Source organism: Chitinophaga polysaccharea (genome assembly GCF_007829335.1).
Classification (GTDB): domain Bacteria; phylum Bacteroidota; class Bacteroidia; order Chitinophagales; family Chitinophagaceae; genus Chitinophaga; species Chitinophaga polysaccharea_B.
Map to the genome: position 1 here is coordinate 424554 of NZ_VIWO01000004.1, position 14916 is coordinate 439469.

Sequence of the window (14916 nt, forward strand, 5' to 3'; positions counted from 1 at the left end):
GAAATTTATTTCCTGATACATTACAGGGGAATGTCGTATTCATTGAATGCACGTCCCACAAATTCATCCTTATTACGGGGACTTGGAAAGTCGATGCCGTCGCCAAAAAGATCATAGCTATCGTGTATCAGGGCATGTTCTTTTACCTGTGGGTAGATCATTTGCGCCAGGAAGAGCTGATCGGTGCCTTTCAGACTCTTATAAGGGTATTGTGTTATTAAGTCTTTCATCCCCGCCATATTCCTGCATCCCCACATGCCCCCCATGATATGTGCTGTGTGCTGGGGATGGTCCCGCATAATATGGAAGTGTTGGTCGCTGTTGAGCCAATGGGTAACTGCTTCGACTTCTCTTTCAGATAACCTGGAATCTGTGTCCCGGCAAATCATAATGTCGGCATCTTCTGCGGCATAGAAACGCCAGAACAAGCCTGCAAATACGTCGGAAGGATCCATCAGCACTATTTCACAGTCTTCCTGCCAAATGTTTTTAATCAGGTCGGGTGAAGCGGAGCTATCTACATAGAAACGGCAAGTCCATCCGGGATATAGCTTTTTAGCCAGATGGATATTTTTTATGGCGCCGGTCCAATACATCGCATTATTGCCCCATAAAGAGAAGGAGATAACTTTCTTCATACTTTTTGTTTACTCAAATAACTATCATATACCTGCTGATACTTTTCCAACCTCGCAGAAGTGGCCCTGAAGTAGTTTGCAATCAGGCCCCTGGTATGATGGTTCCCCACGGTAACGTCGGAATAGCCGAAATCTATTTGTACGGAAACAAATGGATAGAGCACCATTTTATGGCTTGTTATTTCTGATAACATACCATCAGCTGTGTCATCATGCTGAAAGCCCGCATCCAGTATTTTCCTGAATATGGGCCGGTATAAAATGAGGAATTGGCTACACCAAAAGGCATCTATCCAGTACCGGTGCCTGGTAATGGGAAAGGCATGATTAAATCCGCCTATCCCTCCACTCAATAGTTCCGCACCCTGGCTTGCAGCCTCCACTATGTTTTTGAACAGGAAGTCCCTGTTGTAGGAAGTGGTGAAGGTGTGATCATCTTCACAGAGCAGAATTACATCCTCTTCCGTTTGTTCGGCCAGCTGTATCACTTTTATAATACTTTTCCAGAGGCCAACACGACTATTTTCATCCCTGCAGGCGCTTACTATTTGAAGGTGGAACTCCCTTTTTCCCTCAAACTGTTGTAGCAGGTGCTGTCGCCGGTCGGTCCGCTCTTCCAGGTTAATGGCATATGCCGGTAAAACGATATTGTCAAACTCCATATATCAATGCGCAGTGTTGATGGATGAATAATATTCCTTCACCTGTTGAAGCGAGGCCAATTGCCCGGTAGGATCTCCATAATAAGGACTTGACCCGGGGATAGCGTTCTTTTTTGGTATTTTTTCGGTAACAGTGGAGATAAATGGATACAGCAATAATTTGTTGACCAGAATAGACGACAGCACCCCATCTATGGCTATTTCTGTATTGTCTCCATCTATCTTGATGTTCAACAGGGCATTATAGCACCGCCTGAATAGGACGATAAATTGGCATCCCAGGAATTTGTCCAGCCAAAACAGGTGTTGATCTACCTGTACAGCTGATTCCATCCAGTTAACGGCGCCCAGTAATATATCTGCATTGCTTTTTTGCGCAGCGCTGATACCCGCCTCGAGGTAAGTAGCCGTATAGTGGGCCGTGAATTGATGCTGGGTGTTGGATAGGATAAGCAGATCGTCACCGGCCATTTGAGCGGTTAGCGTTAATGCCTTTAGTTCAGCCAGTGTCAGCAGGCGTGGCCCATTGGTAGGGTGAATGATAAATTCAGGTCTGCCGGTGAACTGATCCGTTACGACAGCGTCTTCCGGGCTTCCGGAAAACAAGGCTACATTCCATTTTGGGCCATCAGGGTGTTGAGTTGCTGACTCCATAGCTGCGCTATTTTTTGTTTTCGTATGATATTGTGTGTATACATTTTCTTTGAGTATACCAACAGGTATCCCTCGTTGCAAACGATATGGTTGCTAAGTAGCCTGGCGTTGGTAATAATCTTTGAGCTGCAAACCTCCATATAACAGGTAGTTGATGATATTAATGACTGTTTTCAGCATATCCGGCATATTCCCGGATAGTCAATAAACGCTTTTCTGTTGTGGGACTGGTCGTCGACACAAAAGGGCAAAGCACCATTTTGTTGCTGCTGAATGCCGATAAAATGTCGTTTTCGGGAGAGGTGACGTCATCTAAATAGACCAGTATTTTAGAGAACGCAGCTTTGAAGATGATCGTAAATTGAGGGTGATTAACCGATCCCACCCAAAACCTGTGTTCCGAAACAGGTACCACCAAACCAAAATCATTTCCTCCGCCGAAGAGAATATCTGCTCCTTGTTGATAAGCCTCCAGGATATTCCGGATTAAGTAGCCGCTGGAATAGGCGGGTGAAAACTGGTGATATTCATCACAAATGATGATGACATCATCTTCAGTAGCCGCAGCCGCTGTCATGATATTTTTTAATACCCTGGCAGATGACAGGAGATGGGAAGGGTGTTTATCATCGCTGTGAACCACGATAGGTACCAGTTCCGGTTTATCAGAAAAATGCCTGTCAATATATTGCTCAATATCCCCATTCGTTGTTTTTACGATGTACGTGGTGATACAGATATCCTGCAAGCTTATTTCATCCTGGGTGAGCGTTTTTTGACGGGCGGAATAATACCTGGCAATATTTTTTAAGGTGGTAACGTTTGCCTCACTCGTTTTAAACAGCTCGTCCACTCTTCCTGCAGCATTGTTTTTGGCGGTTACATCTGAGTAACCAAATTCTTTCTGAATAGATATAAATGGATAAATGAATAGTTTTTTGTCTGCCAGCGAAGATATTTTAAGATCTGCGGCATCGTTATCATTGAAAGGGGTATGCAATATGTTTTCGTAGAATTTTTTGAAAATAATGGTAAACTGTAAACCAGTATATTTTTCCGTCCAATATGCATGCTGGCTTAATGGTATCGCGCTGTTAAACCAGCTGGCACCTCCGCAGAGCACATCGGCGTGGTTGCTGACGGCGTCATGGACGGCTGCTGTCAATAACTGGATGCTATAGTGCTGCGTAAATTGATGATCATCTTCACAGATAATAATATATTCTTCTTCGGCAGTATATGTTCGTATAATATATTGCAATGTTTGCCAGAGTCCCCTGGCGCCAATGGTATCTTCGATGGCATCAACAATTGTTAACCGGAATTCTGGGCGCCCTTCGAATTCCTTTATAATATGGGCTTTCCGGTCGGTACGTTTTTTTAAATTGATAGCGATGGTTGGAATGGGTTTAAAACTATTCATAAGGCGGTTAATATATAATTTAGCTAATGCCTGGCTCAGCTCAGGAGCTGGTGGAAGTCCTCACGGCTGCCTATACTGCGAGGAAATATTTTAGATCGTCCACTGTATATATATCCGGCATCTGGTGGCCGTTTATAAAGAAAGTAGGAGTAGCCTTTATGCCGGTTTGGTCGCACCATTGGCGCATGGCGTCGATTTTCTCGTTCTGTTGGTTTAACGCTCCATTCATGGGGTATTTAGCTGCAAAGCGATCGTAGTCTTTTTCCTTTGCTTCGTACCAGTCGTCCAGCCCCTGTTTTATAAGCGCATGATCTTCCTTGCTGTTGTTGGCGATGGCCAACAGATGTTTGACCGGTTGGGCAGATTTATCTCCTTCGTTGTTACTGGCCGTGAAAATTATCTGGATCTGTATACCCGGATTGTTTTCGAGCAATGCTTCCAAAGGAGCGTGGGTCCGGGCACAGGGACCGCAGTAGGGATTACATACTTTAATTATCTTATGAGGAGCAGAGGGGTTGCCAAGAGTAATGCCCAATCCATCTGTAGGAAAAGCGATACGTTTTTGCTTATTAAGCAAGGCCTCAAAAATTTCGGTATTATGCTTTAGCCGTTGCAGACGGACTACATTTTCCTTGCTTTCTTTCGCTTTTTTAAATACTGGCAGTAATGCTGCCGACAGCATAAAAGGAAGCACGTAGGCGGTGATGATGGCGGGTAGCCAGCCGATTGGGAAGGATACCGGTAGCAAAGCTTCCAGTCTTCCCGCCAGCAGGAGTATCGCAAACTGGATTAGCAGCAAAGCCTGTACAAAAACGCAAATAACGCACCATTGCCGGGCAACGCGCCATTGGTAGTAGAGGGAAAAGAAAGTATAGGGGAGAGCCAGTAAAGTGAGCCAGCCTGTAATTAAAAGTACCTGGGGACTGTTAATGCCGTTGAATAGCATGAGCAGCATGGTGCCTGTAAAATAAGTAAACCCGATTTTGCTCCAGCTTATGCCGGCTATTTTTGCAGCCCCCGATTGAAGTATCGCGTTACAGTTTGTTTTTTTGCCGGCACTGCACATTTGTTGCAACGCAGGGTTATGTTGATCGAGTTCGTACCACAACAACAGGAATCCAGCAGATGCCCCGGCGAAGCTCAATAGCGCATATAACAGCGAAAACCAACTGCTAGCACCATATTGCAGCCACGTGGCCAGGCCGGCAATACATAATATGATGGGAAAAGTTATTATTCCCAGCTGGGATAAAGCGCTTTTCCGTTTTTCATCTTTTGCTTTTTGTTCATAATCTCTTTCCCCGGCAAATTCCCTGGCTTCCGCCAGCAGGACTACCCCCATATATCGCTCAATAAAATCTTCCTTTCTGCTATGCGTCCATTTAAGCGCCACTGGGTCATAATAATTAATGTTGTTATCATCTACTTTTCTTACAATCGTGAAATAGTCAGGCTGCTGTTTTGTCCCCTTTATCTGGGTAATGAAAGGGGGAGGAGCCGTAAGCAGTTTGTCAGGATCGAGTCTTGCGGCAAGATTATCTACGCCAAAGCGGTGTAGCACATCACTTATACTCAACAGGCTGTTGAAGTCCGGATGCTCTTCCAGTTCTTTATTAATGGTGCCGGCGGTAACAGGTACATTCAGTTCTGCCAGCAATAGGCGGGTAATTTCAGGGCCGTTATTTTTGGGCTCAAATAGTTTTGCTAGAAATGAATTCATCTTGTAGGGTTTGTATATCCGAATAACCAGGTAATAGTTGTCCTTAGCCGCTGCGAAGCAGGACCACCTATTTAAATCATATTTACATTGACTTTTCTTTCCTGACACAATCCAATACGTTGTCATACACAACAGGAATAACTATCCACCAATCGGTGGTAGCAACACATTGGATGTTGGGTTACCAGTTTTTAGTTAACTTTTTTGGTACTTTGTAAATAATGACCTAATGATGTCATCAGGTCCGGGAATTCAGGTACTGTATAATATTACCTCAATACCAATATGTATTGTTTAAGAAAATTAACAAATGCTGCTATAAGGGTTTGCGTAATGATACTGAGGAAAGTCATTAGTCCGGGTATTTTGTGATAGTATAGTCAATAACTAATATCTTATCGTGTTGTGGATTTTCCGGTATTAGTTGAGCGTCCTTACAAAACTAGAAGAGCATCGTACCTAAAACCACCACTATTTTGATCTGTTTTGCTGCTATTTTGATAGTATGCCCTTACTCACTTCCCGGCCCGCTTTATAAACCGCTGCAATCTTGCGGGTATTCATGATATTTTTGTTGATGGAGACCCAGTTATTCTTTCCTTGTGGCAGATTTGCGGAATCAAAAAACAATATTTAAAGGTTAAGATAGTGGAGATTTTAAATCAGGTATTATTCTATTTTTATAAAGATGCTACGTCAGGAGCCCGGTGCGAAACTGGTATAACCACAGGATAGTCATTATAAAACCCTATTAATAACCCATCTAATTTCTCAATGTAATGCAAACCTTACGTATCGTAAAGATCGAATTTACTTCAACTTTTTTGTAAGCGCAGTAAAACAGATATTTCCAACTGCCTGGAATTTACTGGTTAAATGGCCTGCAGTATTTTTTGTCAGTATTTAATAGTACCTGTAAAACGGTTAATTAAATGGCGATTTTAAAGCACATAAAGCGATTAAAATACATCGATTTTATGATTAGGAGGAAGGCGACCGGGGACCTGGACAGTTTTGCCCGTAAAAATGGACTGTGTAAGCGGGCAATGACCGGTATTATTAGTGAAATGAAGGAATTGGGTTTCCCAATCAAGTATGATAGGATGAAAAATACATACTATTATGAAGAAGAAGGACAGATGGTTAGAAGTTTATTTGTTAAAGAGGGGCAGCTGCTAACGAATGACCAACTGAGGAATATCGGTAATTATGATAGATTATGTTTCTCTGGAGTATATGTATTTGAGATTTGCAAGGAGAGGTAGCATTTTTTTCATAGCAAGCATATTGCCATGAAGGAGGGTAGTTTTGGGCTGTTAATGAATTTTTTCATCAAGTAAAACAAATTTGAAAGTATGAAAAAGCTAAAATTGAAAGCCCTGGATCTGGGCGCTAAAGAGCTGCTCACCAGGGAACAATTGAAAAATGTGATGGGAGGCGATGGCAGTGGTACCAAGGATTGTACTAACGATTGTGGAGAAGCATTGGGTGAATGCCCGGAAGGATTAACTTGTAAATCTCAGTTGTGTGACAACGGAGATTATTATGTTAGGGTGTGTGTGTAAATGGTATTTATTACAGGGCGATCGACATTCGGTTGCCCTGAATTACAAATTATATTAAAGTTTGTTCCATTTGGATTTAAACAATTGGAGCTTTATAGTTCATTCAATTTGAAGTGCTTTTTATCTATGTCAGAAATATTTTCAAATAGCGATATTTGCCAGAACATTCAAAAGACACTTAATGGTATTGTCAGGATAATTTTGATCTTAGCATTTTTCAGGAATATTGCCTTTGCCCAGGTTCCAGTTCGAATGGGAACTGCCACTGCAGAGGAAATAGCGGCAGCAAAGGGCGTAGTGGAAGGGAATTTTGACAGTGTCAAGGCGCATAATGCCTATATTTATGCATTGGGCTTGAATAATCCTTTACTGGTAGACGAGTACGATAGATGGATACAAAATAATCCAAAAAACAAGATTATTCCTTTGTCAATTGGCACAGCCTATTACAATGCAGAGATGCCTCAAGCAAGGAAGTTTTTGCTTGCGGCCAGCAGGTTAGATTCTAATAATGCCAAAATTTGGTTTATGTTGTCAGGGGATGCCTGGATGAGGGGCGAAACTGACTTGTCAAAAGAATATCTGCACAAAGCTGCGTTAGCTGATTCGTTGAATACTGATTATGCTGCTTATGAACTGATGTCGTCTCAAGACATTAAGGACAGTATTTACGAACGGAAGGTAATCGATTTTGTTAAGCGCTTTCCTGACAATGGAAACGGTGCTAAGCTTCTATATTCATTGGCCGTACATAGTATGAATGTAAGTGACAAGGTCAATTATTTTGAACAACTTCGAAAGTACTATCCACCGAAGAAGTTTGATAGATCTGCAGCCGGGATGGTCATGTTAGCTGATATTTACTTGCAAACCGATCTTATTAAAGCAGCAGACTTGATAAATGAGATGGGAGAAAAAGGAGATTGGGGAGTCAGGAAGTTGCTTGTTCAGGGACTGATTAGAATAGACAGCCTTTCAAAAGTACAGGATTATGGGCAGGTTAATACAGCACTTCAAAAGTTGCAACTTCCTGGGTTTAACTATCTGGAGAACTTCCTGGCATTGAAAAAATCGTACTTTTGGGATAAAGCTGGTGAAGTAAGGCGTGCCTATGATAGTTTGATAGTTGTTTATGCGAAACTTCCTACTGACCAGGTTTATTCTGCACTTGAAACATACGGAAATAAGATAGGAAAAGATAGGCATCGTTTGGATAGTGATATATCGATTATCAGGAATGAATCTGCGGTTGCTGCATATCCATTCGAACTTGCACGCTATTCAGGTAGTGGAAATTTGCGTTTAGGTGACCTGAAGGGTAAGGTAGTATTGTTAACGTTCTGGTATCCAGGTTGTAATCCCTGCAGATCCGAGTTCCCATATTTTGAAGCTGTAATTAATAAAGTAAAAGATAATAACCTGGTTTATATCGGCGTTAATGTAGTTCCGGAACAGGATGCAATTGTTCCGGCTATCATAAAAAATAACAAATATTCATTCATCCCGCTTAGAGGCACATCAGCATTTGCCGATAAATATTATGGCGTAAAAGGGGTGCCGGAAAATTTCCTAATTGACAAGTCGGGAAGGATAATCTTCAAAAAGTTTCGTATTAATGAAACTAATCAGCGAACATTAGAATTGATGGTGACGTCATTGTTAGGCCGAAACGGCTAAATAGATAAGGCAACATAATATGTTACAATGCATGACCGGAACGGATATCCGCCGATCGCTGGTAGCAATGGCTAATATCTTATCATGTAATGGATTAGTATAGTACTCTAACAAAACAAGAATAGCATAGTGCCTTAAGCTACCATTATTTTGATAGCACTCCTTTACTCACTTCCCGGCCCGCTTTATAAACCGCTGCAATTTTACGTATATTCCTGATATCTTTTGAAGGGTCGCCATCGAGCAGCAACAGATCTGCCACTTTTCCCTTTTCGATGGTGCCGGTATGCAGGCCTATATCCAGCGCGTTGGCGGCATTCTTTGTGGCGGCTGTAATAGCTTGCAGGGGCGTTAACCCCGCCTGTACCATCAGTTCCATTTCAAGGTGCTCAGAAAACCCTTGTGCACGTACGGGTTGTGCGCCGGAGTCAGTGCCAAGCGCCACCGGGATACCTGCGTCGGCCACTTTTTTCACGTTTTTCATAGCCGTTTCAAAGGCGTGCACATTGCGTTGATACGATGGAGAGTGTTTAATATTATCCTGGTACTTTTCAGAGGTGATCATTTCATAAACGCCTGGTTCCAGGGACGCTTTAAAAAATGGATCATTGATCCATTCCGGTTTACGGGCATAGATAAATGCATATTCATCGAGTGAGAGGGTAGGGATATATATCAGGCCGCGGCGTTTCATCTGTTGTAATGTGGAGGCGTCTATTTCTTTGTCACGTACGCTATGCGCCATGATGTCCAGTCCGTTATTAACCAGGCTTTGGGCATCTGTGAGATAGTAGAGATGGGAGGCCACCCGGATATGATGCTGATGGGCACGCGCGATGATGGTTTTGTAAACGCTGCTATCCATTTTAGGGGCGCTGCCGCCGAAATCATCCACCCACATTTTGATAACTGTAGGGTTAATAGACGCCAGGCTGTCAATTTCCCTGGCCGCCTGATCTGCTGTGGCAGGGTGGTAAATAAATGGCATCGCTGGTCCGCCTTTGGGCGCAGCAAAGCCATATCCTGCTGAGTAGAGCCGGGCGCCGGGTAATAAGCCGCTGACAGAAGAATCACGGAAGCCGGATTGGAAAAGCATCGGATGATCGGAACCCATGACGAGTATGCTGGTAACACCATAGTTCATATATTTTTTCAGTTGGGCTAAGATATTGTCACGGGTATATGGATCTTTTGTAGCGCCGCCCATCATTCCCACATGCACGTGACTGCTGATAATACCGGGCATAACGGTTTTGCCGGTACAATTGACAACCCTGGCGCCGGGGGCCTCCAGGTGAGCGCCAACGCCGGCAATAACTCCGCCCTTGATGAGAATATCTGTATGTGCTATGGGGGTACCGCCATTTCCATCAATCAGTGTAAGATCTCTCAGCAACAGGGTATCTGGCGAATGCAGGCCTGGGATGGGTGCCAACAGTAAAAGAAATAAGAGTACGTTTTTCATAGTTTTAATATTGCGTGAAAAACAAATCGCTATCAGCGGCTATTCTGCAAAGGTACTGATTCCTTATTGCTACTCACCAGGTTGAGCCTTTGTTGCTTTTGAATAAGTACTTTGGAGTATCTAGGTGTTTGATAATTGTTCGGCATCCTATTATTTTTGTTGAACGAAAATAATACCTGATTCAATGTGTGTTGAATAAGGTAAGAATACCCGTTTGTTAGTAATGCCCACTGAATTAATATTGCATGGGATTTTTGTAGAGGGGTGATTTCACTGAGGTTTTGGAGGCGTGTCCTTCTATATTATGGGAAATTTAATTTTTATTTTTTCTTGATAAGACTTTTTGCCGTTTCAAAATTATTCGTTTACTTTACTAATGAATACATTTCTACCACGAACTGAAACGTATTTATAACAAATAAGAATGCGTTGTTTCCACCACAACTGTATTTCCTTTGAACCCTATTAATTGCTTATTTTATCAATCCCATGAACGTTTAAAAACTAATAGGAGATACAAGCACCAGGATTTGTACGTTTGCGTATAAAAGCTGTTGCCAGTAGGCCCTCAAAACCCGTTTAGAGAACCCATGGTTAAGCTGCAAAAGCTTGACTTACATGCTATGTATGTCGGAAAGAGAGCGTTTCCACAAAGCATTTAAGAAAGAAACTGTGCGTCTGGTTTCCCAACCTGTGTAACTATCGTTACACAGGACTGGGCATACATACCATTTATATTTTGAGAAGCGGAACCGGAAATCGTGCTGCCATAGCTATCGCTACCCTACAATTGTCACACCAGGGAGTAAAAGTTGCATGCCTGCTATGCTGTAGAAAGCTGTTTAGATAAACATGCTTACTATAGGTGTATAGATGCCTTTTCTTTATCTGGATTTCCCTTTCATATGAACGAATGACTGTCGCACCTGCAAGGATATTTTTTCTTCCCTGCAGTGTAGAAGAAGTATTGTGTCAGCCAACGTAGAGTATGAACGCAACAGACAGTAAAATGAATAAAATAATAACGGATAGATGAATGGAAAACAACTGTGTAAAATAGATGGATTTAGCCCGGACCTGTAGACACCAGAAGCATTATAACCCTCGTCCATTAAGAGAAAACACAGATTTTATGTAGCCATGATTTTGTTATCCTGACGTACCATTTTAATAATTCATTCGAAAACCTAAGATGAGATGATGTTATCTTCCCTCCAAAAAATCAGTGCCCTGATCGGCAATACCCCTGTCGTAGAGCTTAATATGCCTGGCGTTTCCCTGTTTACCAAATTGGAATACAGAAACTATTCAGGCAGCATTAAAGACAGGGCTGCTTTTAGTATTCTCTCCAACGCCATCCGCAGCGGCAGAATAAACAGTGATACACTCATTGTTGAATCGAGCTCCGGTAATTTTGCTATCGCACTGGCACGTATCTGTAAAGACCTCGGACTACGTTTTATCCCCGTAATTGATCCCAATATTAACCGGGAGAATGAAGCGATGTTACGCTTGTTCACCGATAGGGTAGTAAAGGTAGAAAGAGAAGACAGCACCGGGGGATACCTCCTCACCCGGATTGAAACAGTAAAGGAATTGTGTGCCCAGTATCCCAACAGTTTCTGGACGAACCAGTACGATAACCCCGACAATTTCAAAGGATACTACAATACCCTGGGAAAGGAAATCTGTGACAGGTTTGAACACCTCGATTATATGTTTATTGCGGTTAGTTCCTGCGGTACTATCAGTGGTATCTCACAGAAAGTGAAAGAGAAATTTCCCGACATCACCATCGTTGCGGTGGACATAGAAGGTTCTGTTATCTTCAATATTCCCCCGCAGAAAAGATATGTTTCCGGTCTGGGTTCCAGCAAAGTGCCTTCTATATTGGAACATGCCATCATCGACGAAATCATGATTGTATCTCACGAAGAACTGGTAGCCGGCTGTCACGAGCTGGTGAGAGACCAGAATATCTTCGCGGGCGCCTCTTCCGGAGCGGTATACGCTGCCATTAAGAACTATTTCGCTTCACATGCCATCCAGGGTACACCGGTGACGCTTTTCTGCTGCGCCGACCGGGGAGATTCCTATATCAACAATGTATACGACAAGAAATGGGTGAATAACATGATGGAAAAGCTATCTACCATAAAAGCATAATAAACATGTATTATTTAAGTAAATCAGATCTGTTGCACATCGGGATTAACTGGGAAGAAATGATCGAAAAGATCAAAGAAACCGTTTATACCCTGAAAGATGGCGATTTCGCCCAGCCCATCAAACCCTATCTGAGATACCGGGATGTCACTAACCGGATCATTGCCATGCCGGCATTTGTAGGAGGTAAAGTATCTTTTTCAGGCATAAAATGGATTGCCAGTTTCCCTGATAATATCAGGAGAAATATTCCACGCGCCAATTCTGTCACCATATTGAATGACGCCGATACCGGCGTACCTGCCTGCATTATCAATACCAGCCATGTCAGCGCTGTTCGTACAGCTGCGGTAACCGGCCTGGTAGTAAAGGAGTATCTCCAGCGCAACCGCCAGGAAAAATTAACCGTAGGCATTATCGGCTTCGGACCTATCGGCCAGCAACACCTGGACATGATCAGCACCTTACTCGGGAGCCGGTTACACCAGGTGAATATCTACGACCTGAAGCAGCCCGACAGATCATTGATCCCGGCAGCTTTGCAGGAAAAGGTAAATATCGTGGATACCTGGGAAGAAGCATTTGAACAGGCCGATATATTGATGACCTGTACGGTATCTAAAAAACCATACATCAATAAAGTTCCTAAGAAAGGTTCCCTGCAATTGAATATTTCCCTGAGAGATTATGTGCCGGAATTTATCAACTACGCAAACCATATCGTCGTAGATGACTGGGAAGAAGTATGCAGGGAAAATACAGATATCGAGGTAATGCATAAAACCAAGGGCCTGACAAAATCAGGTACGCTGTCACTGGTAGACATTATCTGCGGAGATAAGTTGCAAAACGCCGCGGAAGAAGTGGTCATGTTTAATCCAATGGGAATGGCCGTATTCGATATTGCTACTGCTGCCTACTTTTATGAGAAGGCAAAAGCAGCTGGCGTCGGTACGGTGCTCGCCGATTAAAGTCAACACCAGAATATAGTTCTTTTTGTTAAAGAATCTGGATGCTTACCGGAAGATGCTTTTTGTCGCCGATAGCCACCGGTATGGGTGGAACTTACCTGGCTGCCGAAACAATATTATCTCGGGTAACCTCCATGAAACACACGTGTTTCCGCCAGGGGAATGCTGGTGCTTATGTCGTGATAAGCATAGCTGTACTTTGGGGGAAACACTTTTATGCCCAACATATTGTTCAAATGAAACTTAGCAGTTATGAGTGGTAATAAATTTTACTTAAAACCTAACGTTGTAATAGAACCCTTATTTGACAGGTGGTATGCCTGGAGCCACCTGATATCACCTGCCACCGCCGCCATGAATGTAGTAGGCAGGCACCTTGACATCATGGATTCCTTTATTGTGGAACCAGCTATTCATGCGGAAGCAGTACTGAACCCAAAAATGAAAGGCGGTCCTTTCATGGATATACCCGTTCACCGGGTAGAAGAGGTAAAGGAACTGTACGATAAAACCGTGCAGCAACAAGACAAAGCACTGAAGTTTTCCAAAGCGGTGAAAGAGCTGGACCGTATGCTGGAAGCGGAAGGGAAGGGCATGGGAATGGAAACGCTGTACGAGAAAGTTCCCCCGATTCTCAAAGGATATGTAGAGCTGTTTTACGACCGGAATAATCATGCAGACTTTCGCTTTTTTGAAGCGTTGTTATATAAAAGCCCGTTTTATAATAAATCTTCTCAAAGCATAGCCTTATGGGTAACAGAGAACGACCATCGTCCTTTTTGCTTGAGTACGCCAAGATTGGACGAACCGGGAGTACTGCATCTCCACATCCCATTTGATCATACCGGCATTGATGAACTGGCGAAAATGAAACGCAATCCGCAGGACCTGGAGTATATCAAAACCTTATTGGGCATTTCCCCTGCACAGGAAGCGCTCTTTGATACCTTTTTTACCACTACACCGCCGCCGGTTTATAAGAAATATACGGGGGATAAAATCCGCATGCGCTACTTCGGACATGCCTGTATCCTCGTGGAAACCAAAGATGTGAGTATCCTGGTAGACCCGCTGATCAGCTACTATGGCTACGATAGCGACATAGAACATTTTTCTGATGCAGATCTTCCGGATGTGATCGACTACGTGCTGATCACTCACAACCACCAGGATCATATCCTGTTCGAAACGCTGCTACCACTCCGCCATAAGATTAAACACCTGATCGTGCCCCGTACCAACACCGGGCAGCTGGAAAACCCTGATCTGCGGCTGATGTTCAGCAATATCGGATTTGACCAGGTAGAAGCCATCGAAGAAATGGAAACGATTGAGTTTACCAACACCACGATTACCGGGTTGCCCTTTACCGGGGAACACAGTGACCTGAATATATTGTCGAAGGCCTGCTACCTGGTACAGATCAGCGGCTTTAAGCTGTTATTCCTGGCAGATTCCCGGATCAGCGAGCCCGCCCTCTACAAGCATATTCATCAAAGCATCGGCGATGTAGATGTGATGTTCCTGGGCATGGAATGCGATGGGGCGCCATTGACGTGGCTGTACGGTCCGCTGATGACGAAAAAGATTACCCGCGAGCAGGACAGCAGCCGGAGGCTGGCAGGTTCTGACTGCATGAAGGGAATGTCGCTGGTGGAGATCTTTAACCCAAGAGAAGTATACGTATATGCTATGGGGATGGAGCCCTGGCTGGAATTTATCAGCAGTATCAAATATACGGATGCTTCCAACCCAATTATCCAATCCAATAAACTGGTCAAAAACTGTGAAGAGAAAGGAATGATTGCGGAGCGCCTGTTTGGAGAAAAGGAATTACTATATGAACGGAAATATGCTGCCACAGAATAAGCACTATTAGCCCCCGGCCACTATTAAAGTATAGAAGTAGAGAGATGGAGATCCCATCTCTCTACCCGGTAAACTATTGTTATTAGCGAACCAATAACTGCGAAAA

At 43.4% G+C, this 14916-nt stretch carries 11 protein-coding genes; 5 read left to right on the plus strand and 6 right to left on the minus strand.

Annotated features, from left to right (window positions below):
* Positions 1–20: 20 nt before the first annotated feature.
* From FHW36_RS16330 to FHW36_RS16350, 5 genes are all read right to left on the minus strand, one after another.
* Positions 21–638 (minus strand): hypothetical protein, encoded by a 618-nt coding sequence (locus tag FHW36_RS16330; RefSeq protein WP_145670632.1) that lies wholly within the window; start codon positions 636–638, stop codon positions 21–23.
* On the minus strand, positions 635–1300 hold the full coding sequence (locus FHW36_RS16335) for a glycosyltransferase family 25 protein (RefSeq protein ID WP_145670633.1): 666 nt from the start codon (positions 1298–1300) through the stop codon (positions 635–637). Before FHW36_RS16335 ends, FHW36_RS16330 begins: the two co-directional genes overlap by 4 nt.
* A 3-nt stretch (positions 1301–1303) precedes the next feature.
* Entirely contained in the window at positions 1304–1954 is a 651-nt protein-coding gene (locus FHW36_RS16340; RefSeq protein ID WP_145670634.1) for a hypothetical protein, read from the minus strand.
* Between the two features lie 160 nt (positions 1955–2114).
* Entirely contained in the window at positions 2115–3377 is a 1263-nt protein-coding gene (locus FHW36_RS16345) for a glycosyltransferase family 25 protein (RefSeq protein ID WP_145670635.1), read from the minus strand.
* A 70-nt stretch (positions 3378–3447) separates the two neighbouring features.
* Positions 3448–5097, minus strand: coding sequence for a vitamin K epoxide reductase family protein (locus FHW36_RS16350; RefSeq protein ID WP_186452482.1), 1650 nt, complete (start codon positions 5095–5097; stop codon positions 3448–3450).
* 1355 nt (positions 5098–6452) lie between these two features.
* Between FHW36_RS16350 and FHW36_RS16355 the strand changes: the two genes are divergently transcribed.
* Positions 6453–6662: a hypothetical protein gene (locus FHW36_RS16355; RefSeq protein WP_145670637.1), complete on the plus strand. Its 210-nt coding sequence runs from the start codon at positions 6453–6455 to the stop codon at positions 6660–6662.
* A 126-nt stretch (positions 6663–6788) separates the two neighbouring features.
* Positions 6789–8339, plus strand: a complete 1551-nt coding sequence (locus FHW36_RS16360; protein ID WP_186452483.1) for a TlpA disulfide reductase family protein — start codon at positions 6789–6791, stop codon at positions 8337–8339.
* Positions 8340–8484: 145 nt separating this feature from the next.
* Here the strand turns inward: FHW36_RS16360 and FHW36_RS16365 are convergent, their stop codons facing one another.
* Complete coding sequence (locus FHW36_RS16365) at positions 8485–9804, minus strand: amidohydrolase family protein (RefSeq protein WP_145670639.1); 1320 nt, start codon at positions 9802–9804, stop codon at positions 8485–8487.
* Between the two features lie 1197 nt (positions 9805–11001).
* On the opposite strand from FHW36_RS16365, the gene sbnA reads away from it, so the two are divergent.
* From sbnA to FHW36_RS16380, 3 genes are all read left to right on the plus strand, one after another.
* Positions 11002–11970 carry a 2,3-diaminopropionate biosynthesis protein SbnA gene (gene sbnA, locus FHW36_RS16370; RefSeq protein WP_222429099.1) on the plus strand — a complete coding sequence of 323 codons (969 nt, stop codon included), beginning with the start codon at positions 11002–11004 and terminating at the stop codon, positions 11968–11970.
* Between the two features lie 5 nt (positions 11971–11975).
* The gene (gene sbnB / locus FHW36_RS16375; protein WP_145670640.1) at positions 11976–12941 is read left to right on the plus strand and encodes a 2,3-diaminopropionate biosynthesis protein SbnB; all 966 of its coding nucleotides are present in this window, start codon (positions 11976–11978) and stop codon (positions 12939–12941) included.
* A gap of 252 nt (positions 12942–13193) precedes the next feature.
* On the plus strand, positions 13194–14810 hold the full coding sequence (locus tag FHW36_RS16380) for an MBL fold metallo-hydrolase (protein ID WP_145670641.1): 1617 nt from the start codon (positions 13194–13196) through the stop codon (positions 14808–14810).
* Positions 14811–14916 lie beyond the last annotated feature (106 nt).

Coding starts and splice junctions, on each gene's coding strand:
- FHW36_RS16330 (WP_145670632.1), bottom strand. CDS start 638: ATGAAGAAAGTTATCTCCTTCTCTTTATGGGGCAATAATGCGATGTAT.
- FHW36_RS16335 (WP_145670633.1), bottom strand. CDS start 1,300: ATGGAGTTTGACAATATCGTTTTACCGGCATATGCCATTAACCTGGAA.
- FHW36_RS16340 (WP_145670634.1), bottom strand. CDS start 1,954: ATGGAGTCAGCAACTCAACACCCTGATGGCCCAAAATGGAATGTAGCC.
- FHW36_RS16345 (WP_145670635.1), bottom strand. CDS start 3,377: ATGAATAGTTTTAAACCCATTCCAACCATCGCTATCAATTTAAAAAAA.
- FHW36_RS16350 (WP_186452482.1), bottom strand. CDS start 5,097: ATGAATTCATTTCTAGCAAAACTATTTGAGCCCAAAAATAACGGCCCT.
- FHW36_RS16355 (WP_145670637.1), top strand. CDS start 6,453: ATGAAAAAGCTAAAATTGAAAGCCCTGGATCTGGGCGCTAAAGAGCTG.
- FHW36_RS16360 (WP_186452483.1), top strand. CDS start 6,789: ATGTCAGAAATATTTTCAAATAGCGATATTTGCCAGAACATTCAAAAG.
- FHW36_RS16365 (WP_145670639.1), bottom strand. CDS start 9,804: ATGAAAAACGTACTCTTATTTCTTTTACTGTTGGCACCCATCCCAGGC.
- sbnA (WP_222429099.1), top strand. CDS start 11,002: ATGATGTTATCTTCCCTCCAAAAAATCAGTGCCCTGATCGGCAATACC.
- sbnB (WP_145670640.1), top strand. CDS start 11,976: ATGTATTATTTAAGTAAATCAGATCTGTTGCACATCGGGATTAACTGG.
- FHW36_RS16380 (WP_145670641.1), top strand. CDS start 13,194: ATGAGTGGTAATAAATTTTACTTAAAACCTAACGTTGTAATAGAACCC.